Source organism: Taibaiella helva, assembly GCF_003545695.1.
Classification (GTDB): Bacteria; Bacteroidota; Bacteroidia; order Chitinophagales; family Chitinophagaceae; genus Taibaiella; species Taibaiella helva.
In genome coordinates, this window is record NZ_QUZZ01000009.1 from 131,785 (window position 1) to 149,261 (window position 17,477).

At 47.7% G+C, this 17,477-nt stretch carries 16 protein-coding genes; 14 read left to right on the forward strand and 2 right to left on the reverse strand.

Annotation, left to right across the window (positions count from 1 at the left end; translation table 11 throughout):
- The first annotated feature begins 49 nt into the window (after positions 1 to 49).
- The 3 genes from DZC79_RS15180 to asnB all read left to right on the forward strand — a co-directional run bounded on the left by DZC79_RS15180 (position 50) and on the right by asnB (position 4,311).
- Positions 50 to 1,198: a glycosyltransferase gene (locus DZC79_RS15180; protein WP_157977179.1), complete on the forward strand. Its 1,149-nt coding sequence runs from the start codon at positions 50 to 52 to the stop codon at positions 1,196 to 1,198.
- Between the two features lie 44 nt (positions 1,199 to 1,242).
- A complete protein-coding gene (gene wecB / locus DZC79_RS15185) occupies positions 1,243 to 2,286 on the forward strand; it encodes a non-hydrolyzing UDP-N-acetylglucosamine 2-epimerase (RefSeq protein WP_118952455.1) in 1,044 nt (347 codons plus the stop codon).
- Positions 2,287 to 2,430: 144 nt separating this feature from the next.
- Complete coding sequence (gene asnB, locus DZC79_RS15190) at positions 2,431 to 4,311, forward strand: asparagine synthase (glutamine-hydrolyzing) (protein ID WP_118952456.1); 1,881 nt, start codon at positions 2,431 to 2,433, stop codon at positions 4,309 to 4,311.
- Positions 4,312 to 4,616: 305 nt separating this feature from the next.
- On the opposite strand, the gene DZC79_RS21310 is transcribed toward asnB, so the two are convergent.
- Positions 4,617 to 4,841 carry a hypothetical protein gene (locus DZC79_RS21310; RefSeq protein ID WP_157977180.1) on the reverse strand — a complete coding sequence of 75 codons (225 nt, stop codon included), beginning with the start codon at positions 4,839 to 4,841 and terminating at the stop codon, positions 4,617 to 4,619.
- A gap of 48 nt (positions 4,842 to 4,889) precedes the next feature.
- Here DZC79_RS21310 and DZC79_RS15195 point away from each other — a divergent pair, with 48 nt between their 5' ends.
- The 11 genes from DZC79_RS15195 (at position 4,890) to lpxB (ending at position 16,358) form a co-directional block, all read left to right on the forward strand.
- Entirely contained in the window at positions 4,890 to 5,726 is an 837-nt protein-coding gene (locus DZC79_RS15195) for a glycosyltransferase family protein (protein ID WP_157977181.1), read from the forward strand.
- Positions 5,727 to 5,736: 10 nt separating this feature from the next.
- Complete coding sequence (gene wecB, locus DZC79_RS15200) at positions 5,737 to 6,864, forward strand: non-hydrolyzing UDP-N-acetylglucosamine 2-epimerase (protein WP_118952458.1); 1,128 nt, start codon at positions 5,737 to 5,739, stop codon at positions 6,862 to 6,864.
- 4 nt (positions 6,865 to 6,868) lie between these two features.
- A complete protein-coding gene (locus DZC79_RS15205) occupies positions 6,869 to 7,867 on the forward strand; it encodes a glycosyltransferase family protein (RefSeq protein WP_118952459.1) in 999 nt (332 codons plus the stop codon).
- Positions 7,868 to 7,870: 3 nt separating this feature from the next.
- Positions 7,871 to 9,118, forward strand: coding sequence for a hypothetical protein (locus DZC79_RS15210; RefSeq protein ID WP_118952460.1), 1,248 nt, complete (start codon positions 7,871 to 7,873; stop codon positions 9,116 to 9,118).
- Positions 9,115 to 10,485: a right-handed parallel beta-helix repeat-containing protein gene (locus DZC79_RS15215; protein ID WP_118952461.1), complete on the forward strand. Its 1,371-nt coding sequence runs from the start codon at positions 9,115 to 9,117 to the stop codon at positions 10,483 to 10,485. Before DZC79_RS15210 ends, DZC79_RS15215 begins: the two co-directional genes overlap by 4 nt.
- Entirely contained in the window at positions 10,485 to 11,597 is a 1,113-nt protein-coding gene (locus DZC79_RS15220; RefSeq protein ID WP_118952462.1) for a glycosyltransferase, read from the forward strand. The genes DZC79_RS15215 and DZC79_RS15220 overlap by 1 nt, the downstream gene beginning before the upstream one ends.
- Positions 11,598 to 11,638: 41 nt before the next feature.
- Positions 11,639 to 12,802, forward strand: a complete 1,164-nt coding sequence (locus DZC79_RS15225; protein WP_198666907.1) for a glycosyltransferase family 4 protein — start codon at positions 11,639 to 11,641, stop codon at positions 12,800 to 12,802.
- A complete protein-coding gene (locus DZC79_RS15230) occupies positions 12,789 to 13,700 on the forward strand; it encodes an NAD-dependent epimerase/dehydratase family protein (RefSeq protein ID WP_118952463.1) in 912 nt (303 codons plus the stop codon). The genes DZC79_RS15225 and DZC79_RS15230 overlap by 14 nt, the downstream gene beginning before the upstream one ends.
- A 17-nt stretch (positions 13,701 to 13,717) precedes the next feature.
- Positions 13,718 to 14,686, forward strand: a complete 969-nt coding sequence (locus DZC79_RS15235) for an MraY family glycosyltransferase (protein ID WP_118952464.1) — start codon at positions 13,718 to 13,720, stop codon at positions 14,684 to 14,686.
- Positions 14,683 to 15,198: a PglD-related sugar-binding protein gene (locus DZC79_RS15240; RefSeq protein WP_118952465.1), complete on the forward strand. Its 516-nt coding sequence runs from the start codon at positions 14,683 to 14,685 to the stop codon at positions 15,196 to 15,198. The genes DZC79_RS15235 and DZC79_RS15240 overlap by 4 nt, the downstream gene beginning before the upstream one ends.
- A gap of 65 nt (positions 15,199 to 15,263) precedes the next feature.
- Positions 15,264 to 16,358 carry a lipid-A-disaccharide synthase gene (lpxB, locus tag DZC79_RS15245; RefSeq protein WP_118952466.1) on the forward strand — a complete coding sequence of 365 codons (1,095 nt, stop codon included), beginning with the start codon at positions 15,264 to 15,266 and terminating at the stop codon, positions 16,356 to 16,358.
- A gap of 49 nt (positions 16,359 to 16,407) precedes the next feature.
- Here lpxB and DZC79_RS15250 read toward each other — a convergent pair whose 3' ends face one another.
- Complete coding sequence (locus DZC79_RS15250; protein ID WP_118952467.1) at positions 16,408 to 17,367, reverse strand: UDP-3-O-(3-hydroxymyristoyl)glucosamine N-acyltransferase; 960 nt, start codon at positions 17,365 to 17,367, stop codon at positions 16,408 to 16,410.
- Positions 17,368 to 17,477 lie beyond the last annotated feature (110 nt).

Consider the following 17,477-nt stretch of genomic DNA (forward strand, 5'->3'; position numbering starts at 1 on the left):
TTTTGCTGTCTATTTTAAAATGATAAATGGCAAAACGGGCCGGCTTTTAATGAAACCCAGATTATTGATATTTTCTTCCCGTACCGCTCACAATGCACCTCGTATCATTAGAGAGGTGAACGCGCTGGCTCCTGCTTTTGAAATATATCTTACTGGCAGTACTCCTTTAAAACAGGATAATGTTCAGGAGAATATTCATGAGGATAATCATATTCCTTTCTTTGACCGGCTGGTACATTATGCCTTACGCAAGGTTACCCGGGGGCGCCCGCTTACGTGGGCATTTCCTTTTTCTCTGAAGCGCAGGGCCAGGCTTGTCGATAGAATCCGGCCCGATATTATCATTATTCACGAGCCGGAAAATATGCCTTACTTCACAAAGCTAAGGGATAAATATAAATTCAAATTGGTATTTAATGCACATGAATATTATCCTCTTGAATTTGAGGATAAGCCCGGCTGGCTGGAATCTGCCGGCAAATATTATGTGAACCTGTATCGTAAGTATCTGCACCGGCTGGACCTGCTGATCAACGTATGCGACACCATAGCCAAAGAATGCGAGCGGTATTTCGGAATTCCCTCTCTCGTAATTCCTAATGCCGCGCTGTTCCGGGAAAATATTGCCCCCATCGTTACGGACACAAAGGGGCCAATCAGGATCATTCAGCATGGTGCCTGCATCCGTGAGCGGAACATTGAGCTGATGATTGAAACTGCGCAGCTGCTTGGAAATAGCTATGTCCTTGATTTGATGCTTATGAAGAGCGATCCTGAATATTACGGGGAGCTATGTCAGCTGGCGGAAAAAACGGAAAACGTCAGGCTGATCGAACCGGTATCTTTTAATGAAATCGTGCCGTTTATCAATCGATACGATATCGGTTTGTATTACATTAAACCGGGCAATTTTAATAATAGGGCAGCGCTCCCCAACAAACTTTTTGAGTTCATCCAGGCCAGGTTATGCACTGTAGTCAGCCCCTCCGTCGAAATGAAAAATGTTGTAGAATCTTACAATCTTGGCCTGGCAGCAGATGACTTTACAGCAGAGGCGATGGCATTGGCAGTACGCCGTTTAACTATACAGGATATTAATTACTATAAGCAAAACGCTGATAAAAATGCTTATAGGCTGTCAGCAGATTTCTTAAGCGGGATGCTGCTCGAACGGATGACCGCTTTGCTTAAACCCTGACCGCTAAGATATTCTATTTCTGAATTGGATATAAATTACTTTAAGTGAAAAAGATTATTTCTGTTATTGGCGCAAGACCACAGTTCATCAAGCATGCCTCTATGCAATTACAGTTGCAGCGATATTTTCATTCCATGACAATTCATACGGGACAACATTACGATCCTAATATGAGTGCTGTTTTTTTTGATGAGCTGAATATTCCCCGCCCCGATTACCTTTTCGATATAGGAGGCAGCAAACCCCAGAGTGAGCAAACCGGGTTGATGATGACAGAAATAGAAAAGGTTTGTGCGCGAGAGCTTCCCGATGCGCTGCTGATATACGGTGATACCAACAGCACGCTTGCCGCGGCTTTGGTAGCGGCAAAGATGCATATACCACAAATCCACATTGAAGCCGGGTTGAGAAGTTTCAATAGGGCTATGCCGGAGGAAGTAAACCGTATTGTTGCAGACGAATTTGCGACCCTGCTCTTTTGCCCTTCCAGCCAGGCTATTCAAAACCTTGACCGGGAAGGTATCAGCCATGATGGTATTTTCCTAAGTGGCGATGTTATGTGTGATACTTTATACCTGGTACGCAATAAGATCAGGCGGCAACTCGAAATACCCTATTATTTCGCAACGGTCCACAGGCCCTATAATACGGACGAGGATGCCCGGTTGACTTACCTGCTCAAGACCCTTAACGGCCTGAAGCATAAAGTGGTATTACCCATACACCCCCGAACTGTTGCCCGTATGCAATCTTTTGGCCTTAGCCGGGAACAGTTTTCCAACATTCTCTTTATTGACCCTGTAAGTTATGTAGAATCCATATCTTACCAGCAATATGCTTCCTGTGTTATTACGGATAGCGGCGGGATGCAGAAAGAAGCCTACATGCTGCAACGTAAATGCATCACGCTGCGTAGCGAAACAGAATGGACGGAAACGCTGGAACATGGCTGGAATACTTTGCTGTTCCATAACCTAGAGCATTTACAGGAAGAAATAGATAAACCTTGCGGAACTTATATTGCAGATCTGTATGGTAAAGGAAATGCTGCCGAAGAAATTGTCCGTATAATCCGGGATCGGATATGATCACAAACCTAATGTGCCTCCTAAATCGGGAATAAGATGGCCGTAAAGCTGCGATAGTATAATCTCCCTGGTACCCCCGAACTTTAAAAGATTTAATTAAAATAAAAGGGGCAATTTTGCCCTTGAATTTGAAAACAGTAATATATGTGTGGAATTGCCGGTATCATTAGCGTCAACCCTAAAGCGGTATCAGAGGAGCGGCTGAAGAGCATGACAGACATGATCGCCCACCGCGGACCTGATGGCGATGGGCAGTGGATAAGCGAAAGCGGGAAAGTAGGCTTGGGGCACAGGCGCCTGTCGATTATCGATCTCAGTCATGAGGCCGATCAGCCCATGCATTATCTCGACCGGTATACGATCGTATTTAATGGTGAGATATACAATTACCTGGAGCTGAAAGATGTTCTTATCCGGCAGGGCTATACTTTCAGAACAACCTCCGATACGGAAGTGCTGGCGGCCCTTTACCACAGGGATAAGGAAAAATGCCTTCAGCTTCTGGATGGGATGTTTGCCTTTGTTATCTATGATAAGCAGGAACAGAACATCTTTTGTGCCCGGGACCGCTTTGGTGAAAAGCCTTTCTTTTATAATTACGTGCCGGGGCAGCATTTTATATTCGGCAGCGAAATGAAAGCACTGTGGGCTGCAGGCGTTGAGAAAAAGGTCAATAACCGGATGCTTTACAATTACCTGCAAAGAGGCTTACTGCAGGACCCCGGCAATGCAGCAGAAACCTTTTATATGCATTGTAGCAGGCTACCGCACAGCCATTATATAAAAATTGATCTGGGTAGCCTTACGCTGGAAATAAAGAAATACTACGATATTGAATGGCGGCATACTGACTCCGGCATCAGCGAGCAACAAGCGGAGCAGCGGTTTCATGAGCTGTTTTATACTTCTGTCAGCCGCAGGCTACGGAGCGATGTGCCGGTGGGCAGCAGTCTTAGCGGCGGTCTCGACAGCAGCCTGGTGGTAGCGACCATTGACCGGCTGAGAGGTGCTAACGACCCGGAGCAAAAAACATTCAGCGCCGTCTTTCCTGGCTTTCATAAAGATGAGAGCCGCTTCATGAAGATGGTGATCGATCGCACCAGCGTAGATCCTTATTTTGTAACGCCCGATGACGAAGGGATGATTCGGGACCTGGAGCGGATAGCCTACCACCAGGAAGAGCCTTTTGGAAGCGCCAGCATTTATGTCCAGTACAAAGTAATGGAGCTTGCGAAAGCGCACAATGTGACTGTATTGCTGGATGGGCAGGGCGCCGATGAACTGCTGGCAGGCTATCATGGTTATTATTACAGTTTTTTTAAAGAGCTGCGCAATACCGATAAGCGCATATACAAAAGCGAGTGGGCCAGCTATGTAAACATGCATCAGGACAACGGCGTGAACGGTGTGATCAGCTATAGCAATAAACAACGCCTGGCTGAATCGCTTCCATTTCTTATTCGCCCATTTAGGGCTATTTATAATAAGACGCTGAGGCCGCAGAAATACAAAAATTTCTTTGATGAGGATTTCATGCAGCAGAACAGAAAGGGAGAAATTGCCGGCGGCAGTGATCCCCGGAGCCTTAACGAAGCGCTTTACAACAGCACTTACCGGAATGGCGGCTTGCAGGAGCTGCTTCGCTATGCCGACAGGAACAGCATGGCGCACAGCCGCGAAGTAAGGCTGCCGTTTTTGTCGCATGAGCTGGTGGATTTCCTGTTTACCTTACCTGCCAGCTTTAAAATGCGTGAAGGCTGGACCAAATGGATTATGAGAAAAACATTCTCCGAAGAGTTACCCGAAGGCATTTGTTGGCGGAAAGATAAGATCGGCTATGAGCCACCTCAGAAATCCTGGATGGAAAACCCCGATTTTGTACAAAAGCTTTCAGATGCCAGGGCCAAATTAGTGAATGAAGGCGTGTTGCATAAAAATATAATCGCTAAAGAAATCGTTGCAGAAAACGCGAACGATTCCACGCACAACACCTGGAGGCAGCTGATGGCGGCGCAGATCATATAAGGTGGACAGCGCTATTCAAAAGTTTACAATTAATTATCCGGATTGCTTCGTGCGAAAGAAGAATGATACACACAAGACCTGTGAGCAGCAATTAAAAGGAACGATGGTCTGCTTGTTAAATGAAAAAAATATTAATACTCAGCTACTTTTTTCCACCTGGTAATTTTACCGCTTCAGAGCGATCTTATTCCTGGGCGAGATCCTTTAAACGTTTTGGCTTTTATCCGGTTGTTGTCACCCGTAACTGGCACTTCAAGGCTGCCGGATATGGCGACTTGGCGCAAGACTCGGGTACTGAGATTATTTCAGAATTTCACGATGGTTACGAAATTCATTTTTTGCCCTATAAAATGGATTGGCTGGATAAGGCTTATCGTCGCTGGGGCAACACAAAGCTGAACAAAGTTTACCTTCTGTTCTTCTTCTTTTACAGCTTTTTGGAGCTGCCTTTTCTGTTTTGCCTGAGCCCTTTTTACCGGAGTATGCTGCGTTTTTCCCGGCAAAAAATAAAGAGTGACAATATTGGCCATTGTATCATTTCAGCGGCTCCCTTTAATCAGTTTAAGGTCGGTGCGCGATTGAAAAAGACTTTCAAAAACCTGCATCTGATTGCTGATTATCGCGACGACTGGACCACAAACGACCTTCACCTAAAAAGCAGGCTGTCCAGGCTGCTGGATCGTTATACTTCTTACTTTGAAAAAAGATGGCTATCGTTTTTTGATTTTTTTGTGTCGGTGTCACAGCCTTATGTCGATAAGATTGCCAGGCTGATCAAAAGGCCCGGCTTTGTAAGCAGCAATGGTTTTGTTGCTGAAAATTATAAAGATGTTTCCAATGTAGGGTCTGAAGAAGATTTCACGATTTGTTATTCCGGTTCACTTGCGCAACGTCAGCCGGTAGAGATATTCCTGGAAGGCGTAAAAAAGCTGGTTGATCATACATCCGGATCTGTCAGGTTCAAAGTACGGTTTATTGGCCTGGAGGAGCAGCTCACAGCCTGGAACAGGGTAAAGGAATATATCAAAGGCTACGAAAGCTATTTCGATTTAATGCCGAAAATCTCCAAGGCCGATTGTGTGCGGTTGCAGCAACGGGCGCATGTGCTGTTGCTGATCAAGTATGAAGGGATGACGGGGGTTCCCGGCAGCAAAATGTACGAATACCTTGCTTTGAAAAAGCCTGTGCTGCTTTGCCCCGGCGACAATGATATCCTGGAGCATACGATGAGGAAATCGGGACAGGGAATTTTTGTCCGGAGCAGTGATGAATGCTTTACGACTCTGAAGCAGCTATACGCCGATTTTTTATCCGGAAGCAGGATGAGCCAGGACCTGGATCTTAGCTATATCAATAGCTTCAACAGAGACGTGATAGCAAAAGACCTGGTCGATTTAATCAACAAAAACTGTTAGCCCGATTGCTATGAACCACTCTCGTAAAAAGATACTTATCATTTTCGGAACAAGACCGGAAGCCATAAAAATGGCGCCCCTGATCATTGAATTTTATAAAAATGATCAGCACTTCGATACCAAAGTCTGCGTCACGGCACAGCACAGGGAAATGCTGGATAGTGTGTTGGCCTTCTTTGGATTGGTCCCTGACTTTGATCTGAACCTGATGCGGCCCGATCAGAACCTGTACCAGCTGACCGCCGATGTGATCACAGGATTAAAGCCGGTATTAGCGTCTTTCCAGCCTGAATACGTTTTCGTGCATGGCGACACCACCACCTCCACCGCGGCCGCGTTGGCAGCCTTTTACAGTAGCGCAAAAGTATGTCATATAGAAGCCGGGTTGCGCACCTTCAATAAATATGCTCCTTTCCCGGAGGAGATGAACCGCCAGCTTACCGGCAGGCTTACCGATCTTCACTTCTCTCCTACCACGACATCCAGGGAAAACCTGCTGAAGGAGAATGTTGCCGGTGAGCACATAAAAGTAGTGGGAAATACGGTGATCGATGCTTTGCTATGGGCCGTTGATAGATTGAAGCAATATGAAGATGCGGAGATAGAGAACCTGGAACGCATCCTCAAGCCTGGGAAGAAGATCGTGCTGGTAACAGGGCACCGTCGCGAAAATTTCGGGGACGGATTTATCCAGATATGCGAAGCGCTGCGTGAAGTCGCCAGCGAAGAAAACGTGCAGATCATTTACCCGGTACACCTGAACCCCAATGTTCAGAAGCCGGTTTACGAATACCTGAGCAATAATGAGAACATAGAGCTGATCGCGCCGCTGAGCTATCCGGCATTCGTATGGCTGATGAACAAGTCTTACCTGATCCTGACCGATAGTGGCGGTGTACAGGAGGAGGCGCCCAGCCTGGGCAAGCCGGTGCTGGTGATGCGCGAGACTACCGAAAGGCCTGAAGCCGTGGCGGCGGGAACAGTAAAGCTGGTAGGTACATCCAAAAGCCTGATCATCGAAGAATGCAGGTCGTTGCTGACGGATGTTGAGAGGTATCAGCAAATGAGCAAAAGCCATAACCCATATGGTGACGGGCAGGCCTGTTCCCGGATCGTATCTTCACTGCTTGACGACTAATAAAATGAACTACAAGATACTGGCATCCCCGGCGTCTATAAACGATGCGACGGACTACTACATTACCCTTATTGAAACGGCTGTAAAACAGCTGGGCGGAACTGTGCATAGAGTCGAGCGCTTATCGGCCGTTGAAAAGTCCGATGTCATCATTACCATCGAAGCCAAATTCTTCCTGTCAGCACTTCTGAAAAGGCCATCTCAGCTCAAGATCAATTGGTTCCAAGGAATAGTGCCAGAAGAAAATGACCTGCTGGGAGGTCCCTGGCTCAGAAAATGGCTCTGGACCCTGGCCGAGTACCTGGCGCTGCATCGTTCCCGGCTCAACATAATGGTCTCGGAGGCCATGTTAGCGCATTACAGAAAAAAATACCATTACCGGAAAAATAATTTCCTGATCGTACCTTGCTATAATAAGCAGCTGGACCATACTGCATTTAGTATTCCGTCCAAATTTGAAAAGCCTAACTTTGTCTATGCCGGCAGTATGGCTACCTGGCAAAGCATAGATAAAACCCTGATGGTTTTCAGAGAAATAGAGCATCGGCTGCCCGAAGCAACTTTAACGCTGCTGACCGGTCAGCAAAAGGAAGCACAGCAGCTGATTAATAAATATGGTATAAAAAACGTGACGGTCAAATATTGCCCGCTTGATCAGCTGGACGAAGAGCTGAAAGAATACAAGTACGGATTCCTGCTCCGGGAAGATCATATAGTGAACCGGGTAGCGACGCCGACCAAGATGAATACTTATTTGTCAGCAGGCATTATACCTGTCTATACCAATGTGGTCGACTCTTTTGAACAGCATATCGATCTCGGCAAATATGCGCTTAAGTTTTCAGCAGCAGCCAGCGCTTCGGAAATTGCCGAGGGCATCCTGTTATTCGAAGAGCAAAATGACATTGATCCCGGCAATATCTTGCAGGTATATGCCGCAACGTACAAGGAATACTATAACGATCTCTTTTACCTGGAAAAAATAAAAGCAGCGCTAACCTGATCCATGTCCCTGGCAGTAACATATACGGAAGCTACGCTTACGGCGCATTTCAAAAAACTATGCCTGATCAATCTGATCTTCATCATTTTTGCGGACGCCTATATTGTTTACTTTCTCGGTGGCCCGGGTCTGATGTTGATGAATCTCGCAAAGGTAATCAACGTTGTTTTTTTCATTTATCTGGTACTCCGGAAAAATCAGAAAGCGACAACTGTCCTTACCGCATTGCTGTTCATCCCTTTTTGCTGGATGTATCTCTTTCAGGATAGTTTGTTCACCGGCATTATGAAAAGCTACGCTCGTATTCTTCCCGGGCTGACCTTTCTTTATCTCGACGACAACGATAAAAAATATGTGGCGCGTCTCTTTATTAAAGGCCTTTACTACAGCCTTATTCCCGCGCTTATTGTATATCCTTTTGTGCTCCTCAAGATTAACCTTCCCGGCTTCATGATGGCTCATCCCAGGGATGGGCGCATGTATAAAGTGACCTTTGGTATTGTCTTTAACCTGGTTTATGTTCCCCAACGTATTCATGGCCTTTTTGATGAACCTGGTGTTACAGGTACTTTTTGTGCATTTGCGTTATTCTTCTTTTTCCCGGTGCTTACCAGGTGGCAAAAAAGAGTATTCTTTCTGGCGGGACTCTTTTCCTGGTCAATGTTTTTTATCGTTATTGTTACACCGATATATTTATATCATTTGTGGAAAGGAGGCAACAAAGCCGTTGCTGGTGCGCTAAGCCTTATAATCCTTGCAGCAGCAGTTGGATTTTTGATATGGGCTAACCAGGCTATCACCCGCCTGACCAAACATGACTTCTTATATGCGCAAGTGTTGGGACGGTTGAAAACCAATGAGCAGGGTCAAATTGTTGGTGTTATCGATAACCGGGATGCCTCCTGGATATTTACCCAAAGGATTTACGAGCCCTTTGTAAAAGAAGGAGGGCCTAAATATTATCTGGGAAGCTACTTTTTTGGAGATTATACCGGAGACAAATACCCGGCCCTGAGCCAGCGTTTGTTCATTTTCAATTATGGCTTTGGCCTGTTGCTGTATGTTTATTTTTTCTTTCTCGTCACCTTGCCGGTTAAGAAGCGATCGGAGCTTCTCGTTGTGATGCTTTTTCTGGGACTAGGCTTCTACCAGCGTCCACAGCTGTTCAGGGCCGAATATTTAACGTTGATCTACGGTGGTATCCTCCTCTCAAATGAATATAGAAAAAAACTGATTGCTTCCCGAACATGATAAAATCAATAACCACCCTGTTATGCCTGTTGCTGGCCAGCGTTTCAATAAGAGCACAGCTTGTTGTCAATGTTAAAGAATATGGCGCAAAGGGTGACGGTGTAACCGACGATGCCTCGGCCTTTCAGAAAGCGGCAGATAAAGCATCTGCAGCCGGAGCTGCAACCATCAGTATCCCGGCCGGTAACTATTTTGTATCCCGAACGATCAATATACGTCTGGATGCCGGTAAAAAGATAAAGCTATCCGGGGCCGGATCAATCAGTGCCGGCAGTAAAGGGGCTTCCACAATATTTACAAAATCGCTTTGCTCCATTTTTTATATCAATTGCCCTGCACCGACAATGGGAGGCAGCATCGAATGTAATGGTATTTGCCTTAAGGGGAATAATGTTCCTTATACCACAAAGCATCCCTATTACAACACGGACAATTATGCCTACGGCATTGTCTTTAATAATATTGCCTCCGTAAAAATGACGAATAGCTATGTCGGTAGCTTCTATGGCGGGGGCATAAAGGTGGGCAATGCCAGGCAAACTGCCAATCCGCTGAGTAACAGAAGCGCAGAGGTATCAATTATCAACAATCTGGTTGCAAACTGCTGGGGGCTGCATTTTACCAAAAGCAACGCAGGATTTGTGGATAATTACGGGGATGGTATCTACCTCGACAATGTAATTAATGCCAGGGTGATGAATAACAGGATAGAAAACAATGTGACAGTCACCCGATCGCTGGGCCGGGCCGGTATTGTGCTGGAGTATAATACAGAGAATTGTTTGTTGCAAGGCAATACGATCAAGGGATACGACCGGAATATACACGTTGAAGGTGATTTTGGCGGACATACTATCAACGGTAACAAGATCTTCGGATCTGACCTGGGTATACTGATCCATAGCTACGCTTTGAAAAGAGCTGATGGCCGTCCTGCTGCCGTTACCATCAGCGGAAACCAGATTACCAATGCAGGCTTTACTGAGAACTTGCAGACCGCCTGGCCGGTGCGCGACCGTGCGCTGATCTCTATCCATTCTGCGTCGGGGGAGCGAAAAGCTTCCAGGGTCATCGGTAATGTATTGACCTATGATGGCCGGTATGCCCTGAAAGCAAAAACATTGCTGCAAAATCACGAATGGTATGTCTCCTTCGAGAATAACAGCTATAATACGGTTCAGCTCAACGGGAAGGCCAGGCCGCTGATTGTGCACGATTACCAGCTTCAGGATCTCTCCGGTGAGCAATACAACAATGTGCAGGTGGATTTCAAAGCACTCAGCACCTGGGGAAACAAGCTGATACTCGGACAATTCAAAGGCAACAAAATAAGCAATAACGCGGTGACCAATCTAAAATTGAAATAATGAGGCTCTTGCATGTAATCAATGACCTGGGCAGGGGAGGAGCCGAAAAGTTGTTGGTCCATACATTACCCATGTATCAGGAGAGCGGCGTAGCAATAACGCTGCTGTTGCTGGGAGGAACCAATAATGTACCCGAATATGAACTCGGGCTGAAAGAGAACGGCATTGAAGTGCATCGCTTGAATGCGGTGAGTCTTTACCGGCTTTCCACAGTAAAATTGCTAAAGCAATTCCTTGCCGGTAAGCATTATGATCTGATCCACGTCCATTTGTTCCCCGCAATGTATTGGCTGCCGCTTGCTCTGTCCGCAATGAAAAGCCAACCTCGGCTGGTATTTACGGAACACAATACGCAAAACCGGCGTTGGGGGAAATTTTATTTCAGACCTGTTGATCGTTTTTTCTATAGGAAATACCATAAAATAATTGCTATTACCAACGAGGTTAGAGACGGTCTGACTATATGGGTTCCCGATGTAAAAGAGCGGATCACGGTGATCAATAATGGTATTGATCTTAAACAATTGGATAGTATATTGCCGGCAAATAAAGCAGCATTGCTACAGGAGCTTGGCATCCGGGATAAAGACCCCTTCCTGATATTGATGGCCGCAAGGTTTGACCGGCAAAAAAATCATCGGGCACTCATTGAAACCCTCAAGACATTGCCGTCTGACTTTCATGTATTGCTTGCAGGTGAAGGCGTATTAAAAGAAGCGTATGAGCAACACGTTCAGGAACTGGGTCTGGCAGAGCGAATTCATTTCCTGGGTTTCAGGACAGATGTCATCGCATTGATGAAGACTGTGGATGTAAATGTGCTTTCTTCTAATTTCGAAGGCCTCTCGGGCGTTACGCTCGAGGCGCTGGCTTCCGGAGTTCCTTTCCTGGGTGCCAGAGTGCCGGGTATTGAGAAAACAGTGCCGGACGAAAGGTTCCTGTTCAGCAACAACGATACCGGAGAGCTCGGCGCAAAAATAATCTCGCTCAGGGAGAACAAAATATTAGGAAAACAAATGAGCGAGGACGCTTTGAATTTTGTCCGGGCATTTGATATCCCGAAAATGGTCGCTGCACATCTGGAACTATACCATTCTTTAACCCGTCAATAATATTATAGGCCGGCGCCAGATTATTTTGCCGGCAGACCTCTATGGAGTCAGGAATCAAAATCCTTCACGTCGTTTCTATATCCTTTTCCCTGCCCTACTTTATCGGCGATCAGTTCGACTACTTCAGGAAGCAGGGGGTACAATTCTATGTAGCCAGCTCGCCTTCTCCCCACTTCAGCAAATATGCGGCAGAAAAGCATTTCGTGCCGCTGGAGGTCAATATTCTGCGTTCCATAAGCCCGTTAAAGGACCTCAAAGCGGTTTGGCAGTTAAGCAAAGAGATCCGGAAGAATAATATCCGGACAGTGATCGGGCATACGCCCAAGGGCGGGCTTATCGCCATGCTCGCTGCAAAGCTTGCAGGAGTAAAGGCAACCGTTTATTTCCGGCACGGGATCATGTACGAAACATCAACTGGACTGAAGCGGGCATTGCTGAAAAGCATTGAGCGCCTGACGGGGGCGTTGGCTTCCCGCGTCGTATGTGTTAGTGAATCTATTAAAAGGATCAGCGAAGAGGAGCACCTGAGTGCAAGAGATAAGAACGTGATCCTGGCCAGTGGCTCCTGTAACGGTATCGATGCCCGGGGGCATTTCAATCCTGTGCATACCGATCTGCTGCTGATCCATAATATGAGGAAGGAGCTGCGAATTGCTGAAGACGATTTTGTCGTAGGTTTCGTCGGGCGCCTGGTCCGCGATAAAGGTATACAGGAGCTGGTGCAGGCCTGGAAGCAATTACGTTCTAAGCATCGCAACATAAAGCTGTTGCTTGTAGGACCGCTTGAAGAGCGGGACAGTCTGGACGAGCAAACCAAGCAAGACATACTAACCGATCCTACTATCATATTTACCGGCCTGGTAGAAGATGCCCGCAATTTCTACGCCTTGATGAATGCATTTATTTTACCATCGTATAGGGAGGGCTTTCCTACAGTGGTGCTGGAGGCGTCGGCCATGGCGCTGCCTGTTATCGCCACAAAGGTTACCGGCTGTATCGATGCCGTAAAGGCCGATGAAACAGGAATGTTCTGTAGGCATGATCCTGATGATATTGCAGAGAAGATACGACTGCTTTATGAAAACAGGGAACAGGCCCGGGAATTGGGCATCAGGGGAAGAGAGTGGGTGCTCGCCGATTTTGAGCAGGAGAAAGTTTGGAAAGACATTGAACGCTTAATATGCGGACTACATGATGACCGTTAGCATTACCGGAAGTACCGGGTTCGTAGGCAATAACCTGTTGCCTTACCTTCAAAGCAGGGGCATACAAACGCTCCGGCTGAATCTTCGTAAGACAGAAGATCTGGTTATACCTCGTGGAAGCGATGCCGTTATTCACCTCGCCGGCAAAGCGCATGATCATAAAGGCGTTGCTACCGCCGATGAGTATTTCAGGGTCAATACAGAGCTAACCAAAGCAGCTTTCAAATGCTTTCTCGCAAGTGATGCGAAGCTGTTCATACATTTCAGCACAGTAGCGGCAGTTACCGATGAGCATATTGATGGTGTTTTACGGGAAGATGCAATGCCGCATCCGGCCACACCCTATGGCCAGTCTAAGCTACAGGCCGAACAATTTTTACTGGAACAGGAGCTGCCGCAGAACAAGAAAATCATCATCCTTCGCCCCGCTATGATCCACGGTCCCGGGGACAAGGGCAATCTGACCCTTCTATACAACATCGTATCGAAAAACATTCCGTACCCGCTAGGCGCCTTCAGCAACGAACGTTCTTTCCTCAGCGTCGCCAACCTTAATTTCGCTTTGGAACAGATACTCGAACAGATGGATACCATTCCTTCCGGCATTTATAACCTGGTCGACGACGCGCCGGTATCTACGATGGACATTGTGAACCTGATTGCCGCCATTACAGGGAAAAAAGGAAAGGTATGGACCTTGCCCAAAGGAATGATAAGGTTGGCCGCACGTATAGGCGATGTACTGCCTTTACCCTTGAACACAAAAAGACTGGCTAAGCTGACCGGTAATTACGTTGTGTCTAATCATAAAATAAAGGAAACGTTGGGGATTACGGCATTCCCGGTACAAGCTATGAACGGCCTTGAATTAACGATAAGAAGCTTTGCTTCAGTATAGTCTTATTATTTTCGCGTATGATTTATCTCCTGATTGCCGTTCTGCTGTTTGCTTCACTGCTGATTTATTTCCGTATTGCAGACAAGTACAACATCATCGACAAGCCTAATCAGCGCAGCTCGCATACCCGCATCACCATACGCGGCGGCGGCATCGTCTTTCCTGTGGCTATGCTGCTGTTTTACGTTTTCTTCGGCCTGCAAAGCGGGGACCTGAAATGGGCTGGCCTGCTGGCTGGTACCCTGGCTATCAGTGTGGTCAGCTTTTGGGATGATGTCAGCAGCCTGCCCAATAAAGTGCGTATCCTTGTACACCTGCTCGCAGTATCGGCTTTGCTGTATAGCCTGGGCTTGTACAGTCTCTTGCCCTGGTGGGGAATCGTCATCAGCTACATCCTGATCATAGGCACGATTAATGCTTACAATTTTATGGATGGGATTAATGGGATCACCGGAGCCTACAGCCTGGCGATCCTGCTGTCCTGCCTGTATTTCAACGAACGCATACAGCAGATAATGCCGCCGGCTTACCTGCTGGTTCCCGCCATTGCCTGTCTGGTATTCCTGTTCTTTAATTTCCGTACCCGGGCCAAATGCTTCGCCGGCGATGTCGGTAGCGTCAGCATCGGCTTCTGGATCATTTCCGTATTGGCTATGATCATGATCGCCACCGGTGATTTTCGCTATCTCTATTTCCTGGCCGTATACGGCGTCGATGCCATACTGACGATCATGCATCGGCTGTTGCTGAAACAAAATATTTTTGAAGCCCACCGGCTGCATTTTTACCAGATACTCGCCAATGAACGTAAGGTGCCGCATCTGCTGGTGGCCACCTTGTATGCCTTGGTGCAGCTGGCGATCAATGCCTTTATCCTGTTCACCTCATTCAATTTTATCCTTACAGGGGCGGTCGTTTGCCTTCCCCTCATCCTGCTCTACCTCATCAAGCCCCGCCTGATGCGGCTTAAAGTGATAGCGCAATGAAAGCTTACCTCATATACGGCGTCGGAGGACATGCACGGGTAGTGGCCGATGCCGTCAGGGCTGCGGGAGGCGATATTGCCGCCTTTATTGACGACCATGCTGCTACCGCTGCTTTGGAGCAGGTGCCCGTTGTAAATCATATCCCGTCTGCATTAGCCGCCTTGCCGCTCGTAATCGGTATCGGGAACAACATGGTTCGCCGCCGCCTGGCGGAAGCCCTGGACGTCGCTCCCGGTACGGTAGTGCATCCTGCTGCCGTAGTGGCCCGCGATGTTATCCTGGGTGAAGGAACGGTCGTGCTGGCCAATGCTGTGATCCAGGCCGGCGCCCGTATCGGCCGGCATGTGATCGTCAATGCCAATGTATGCATCGATCATGATGCCGTGATCGAAGATTATGCACACCTTTATCCCGGTTGCTATGTTGGCGGCGGCAGCACTGTGAAAGCAGGTCTTACACTGGGACCCAGTACCGTGATTCCCAGGAATATGCTTGTTGAAGCAGACCGTTGAGCCCTTGCGGGTGAACTTTAATTGCCTACTTTCGTTATCGAATTTTCAGGATTATCCCGGAGCTTATGCGTTATTACATCATTGCCGGCGAAGCCAGCGGCGACCTGCACGGCAGTAACCTCATCAAAGCCCTGCACCGGCAGGATCCCCATGCCGATATCCGCTGCTGGGGCGGCGACAAAATGGAAGCCGCCGGAGCAGCGCTGGTCAAGCATTACCGCGACCTGGCTTTTATGGGCTTCGTGGAAGTTATCCGCCACCTGGGCGCCATATTGAACAACATTAAATGCTGCAAGCAGGACATATTAGCGTATAAGCCCGATGTGCTGGTGCTTATCGATTATCCGGGCTTCAACCTCCGTATTGCCGACTGGGCAAAGAAAGCGGGGATAAAGGTGTGCTATTACATCTCTCCGCAATTGTGGGCCTGGAAAGAGGGCCGTATCGAACAGATCAGGCGCTCGGTAGATAAGATGCTTGTGATCCTGCCTTTTGAAAAAACCTTCTACGATAAGCATCGTTACCCTGTTACGTATGTGGGTCACCCGCTTACCGAAGTGATCGACGAAGCGCTGAAAAAAACATTTACACCGGTCAGCAGCAAAAAGATCGTTGCCTTGCTGCCTGGCAGCCGCTCGCAGGAGATACGCAAAAAGCTGCCCGTCATGCTTTCGATGGTAAAGCGCTTTCCCGAATACCAGTTTGTGATCGCCCAGGCGCCCGGCCAGGGTGGCGAGATTTACAAAGAGCTTTGTGCAGGACTGGATGTGCTGCTGCTGAAAGACCAGACGTACAACCTGCTTCAGCAAGCTTCTGCAGCGCTCGTTACCAGCGGAACGGCAACACTGGAAACCGCCTTGTTCGGTGTACCGGAAGTGGTATGCTATAAAGGCAACCCGGTGTCTTACTGGCTGGCCAGGCGACTGATTAAAGTAAAGTATATCTCGCTTGTCAACCTGATACTGGATAGGCCCGCAGTAAAAGAGCTGATACAGGACGACCTGAACGAACAGCAGCTGTATGCTGAACTGGATGAGCTGCTGCACAATACCGAACGCAGGGAAGCGCTGCAGAGCGACTATACCAGGCTATGGGAACTGCTGGGCAGCGATAAGGCTTCTGAGCGCGCCGCATCGGAAATACTGGCGATGATCGCATAAAAAACCAAGCCTTCCACATCAGCGGAAGGCTTGGTTATATATAGTTATGCTATTTATCGGGCGTATCCATATTTTTTACTTTTTCCCATATCCAGGGGATTCGTTTGATCCAGCCCAGGTCCCGCATTTTAGTCCTGGCTTCTTCGGCCGGAGATCCGAAATAAGTTTTACCACCTTCCAGCGAAGAAGGCACACCGCTTTGCGCATACACAACCGCGCCTTTGCCTATGGTAAGATCCTTGCTCACCCCTACCTGTCCCCACAGGATCACCTCATCTTCTATGATCGCTTTGCCGCCGATGCCTACCTGCGCTGCAAAAAGACAATTGCGGCCGATCACCGCGCCATGGCCGATATGCACATGGTTGTCGATCTTGGTACCCTGGCCGATAATCGTATCGCCGCTCACGCCTTTATCTATGGTCGTCGCCGCACCTATTTCCACATCATCGTGGATTACCACACGACCGCAGCTTTCCAGCTTGTCGTATTGCGATGCACGATCTCTCCTGCGTTTGTAGTAGTAAGCGTCGGCGCCCAGTACAGCGCCGGCATGTATGATCACATTGTCCCCGATAATGGTATGATCGTAGATCGTTACATTGGGATGGATAAGACAGTTTTTGCCGATGATCACATGATTACCGATGAATACACCGGGCTGGACTATAGTGCCTTCGCCGATCACAGCGTTGTCGCTGATCGGTTTGGAAGCGGGTTCAAAGGGGCGGAAATGCTTTACCAGCTTCACATAAGCAGTAAAGGGATCGGCGCATACAAACAGGACTTTACCTTCCGGCGCTGTTACTTCCTTATCGATGATAATAAAAGTAGCAGCAGAACGCAGGCATTTATCATAGTATTTTTCAAAGTCGACGAAAGAAATATCTCCGGGCTCAACTTTATGAATTTCGTTGATCCCGGTAGCTTCCGCTGTTGCATCGCCTACCAAACGGGCGTCGATAAAGTCAGCAATCCACGCGGCAGGTAAAGGACGTTCAAAACGCATACGGGTATTGTTTTTATGCAGCAAAGATAAGATGCGCTACGGAGAATTGATATGTCGTTTATGAGGTATGCTGGCGCCGTTAGCAGAACATCAGTACCGGATAATTCACC

Coding starts and splice junctions, on each gene's coding strand:
- DZC79_RS15180 (WP_157977179.1), top strand. CDS start 50: ATGAAACCCAGATTATTGATATTTTCTTCCCGTACCGCTCACAATGCA.
- DZC79_RS15250 (WP_118952467.1), bottom strand. CDS start 17,367: ATGCGTTTTGAACGTCCTTTACCTGCCGCGTGGATTGCTGACTTTATC.
- DZC79_RS21310 (WP_157977180.1), bottom strand. CDS start 4,841: ATGGCCAATATTGTCACTCTTTATTTTTTGCCGGGAAAAACGCAGCAT.
- DZC79_RS15215 (WP_118952461.1), top strand. CDS start 9,115: ATGATAAAATCAATAACCACCCTGTTATGCCTGTTGCTGGCCAGCGTT.
- lpxB (WP_118952466.1), top strand. CDS start 15,264: ATGCGTTATTACATCATTGCCGGCGAAGCCAGCGGCGACCTGCACGGC.
- DZC79_RS15235 (WP_118952464.1), top strand. CDS start 13,718: ATGATTTATCTCCTGATTGCCGTTCTGCTGTTTGCTTCACTGCTGATT.
- DZC79_RS15240 (WP_118952465.1), top strand. CDS start 14,683: ATGAAAGCTTACCTCATATACGGCGTCGGAGGACATGCACGGGTAGTG.
- DZC79_RS15225 (WP_198666907.1), top strand. CDS start 11,639: ATGGAGTCAGGAATCAAAATCCTTCACGTCGTTTCTATATCCTTTTCC.
- DZC79_RS15220 (WP_118952462.1), top strand. CDS start 10,485: ATGAGGCTCTTGCATGTAATCAATGACCTGGGCAGGGGAGGAGCCGAA.
- DZC79_RS15230 (WP_118952463.1), top strand. CDS start 12,789: ATGATGACCGTTAGCATTACCGGAAGTACCGGGTTCGTAGGCAATAAC.
- asnB (WP_118952456.1), top strand. CDS start 2,431: ATGTGTGGAATTGCCGGTATCATTAGCGTCAACCCTAAAGCGGTATCA.
- DZC79_RS15205 (WP_118952459.1), top strand. CDS start 6,869: ATGAACTACAAGATACTGGCATCCCCGGCGTCTATAAACGATGCGACG.
- DZC79_RS15210 (WP_118952460.1), top strand. CDS start 7,871: ATGTCCCTGGCAGTAACATATACGGAAGCTACGCTTACGGCGCATTTC.
- wecB (WP_118952458.1), top strand. CDS start 5,737: ATGAACCACTCTCGTAAAAAGATACTTATCATTTTCGGAACAAGACCG.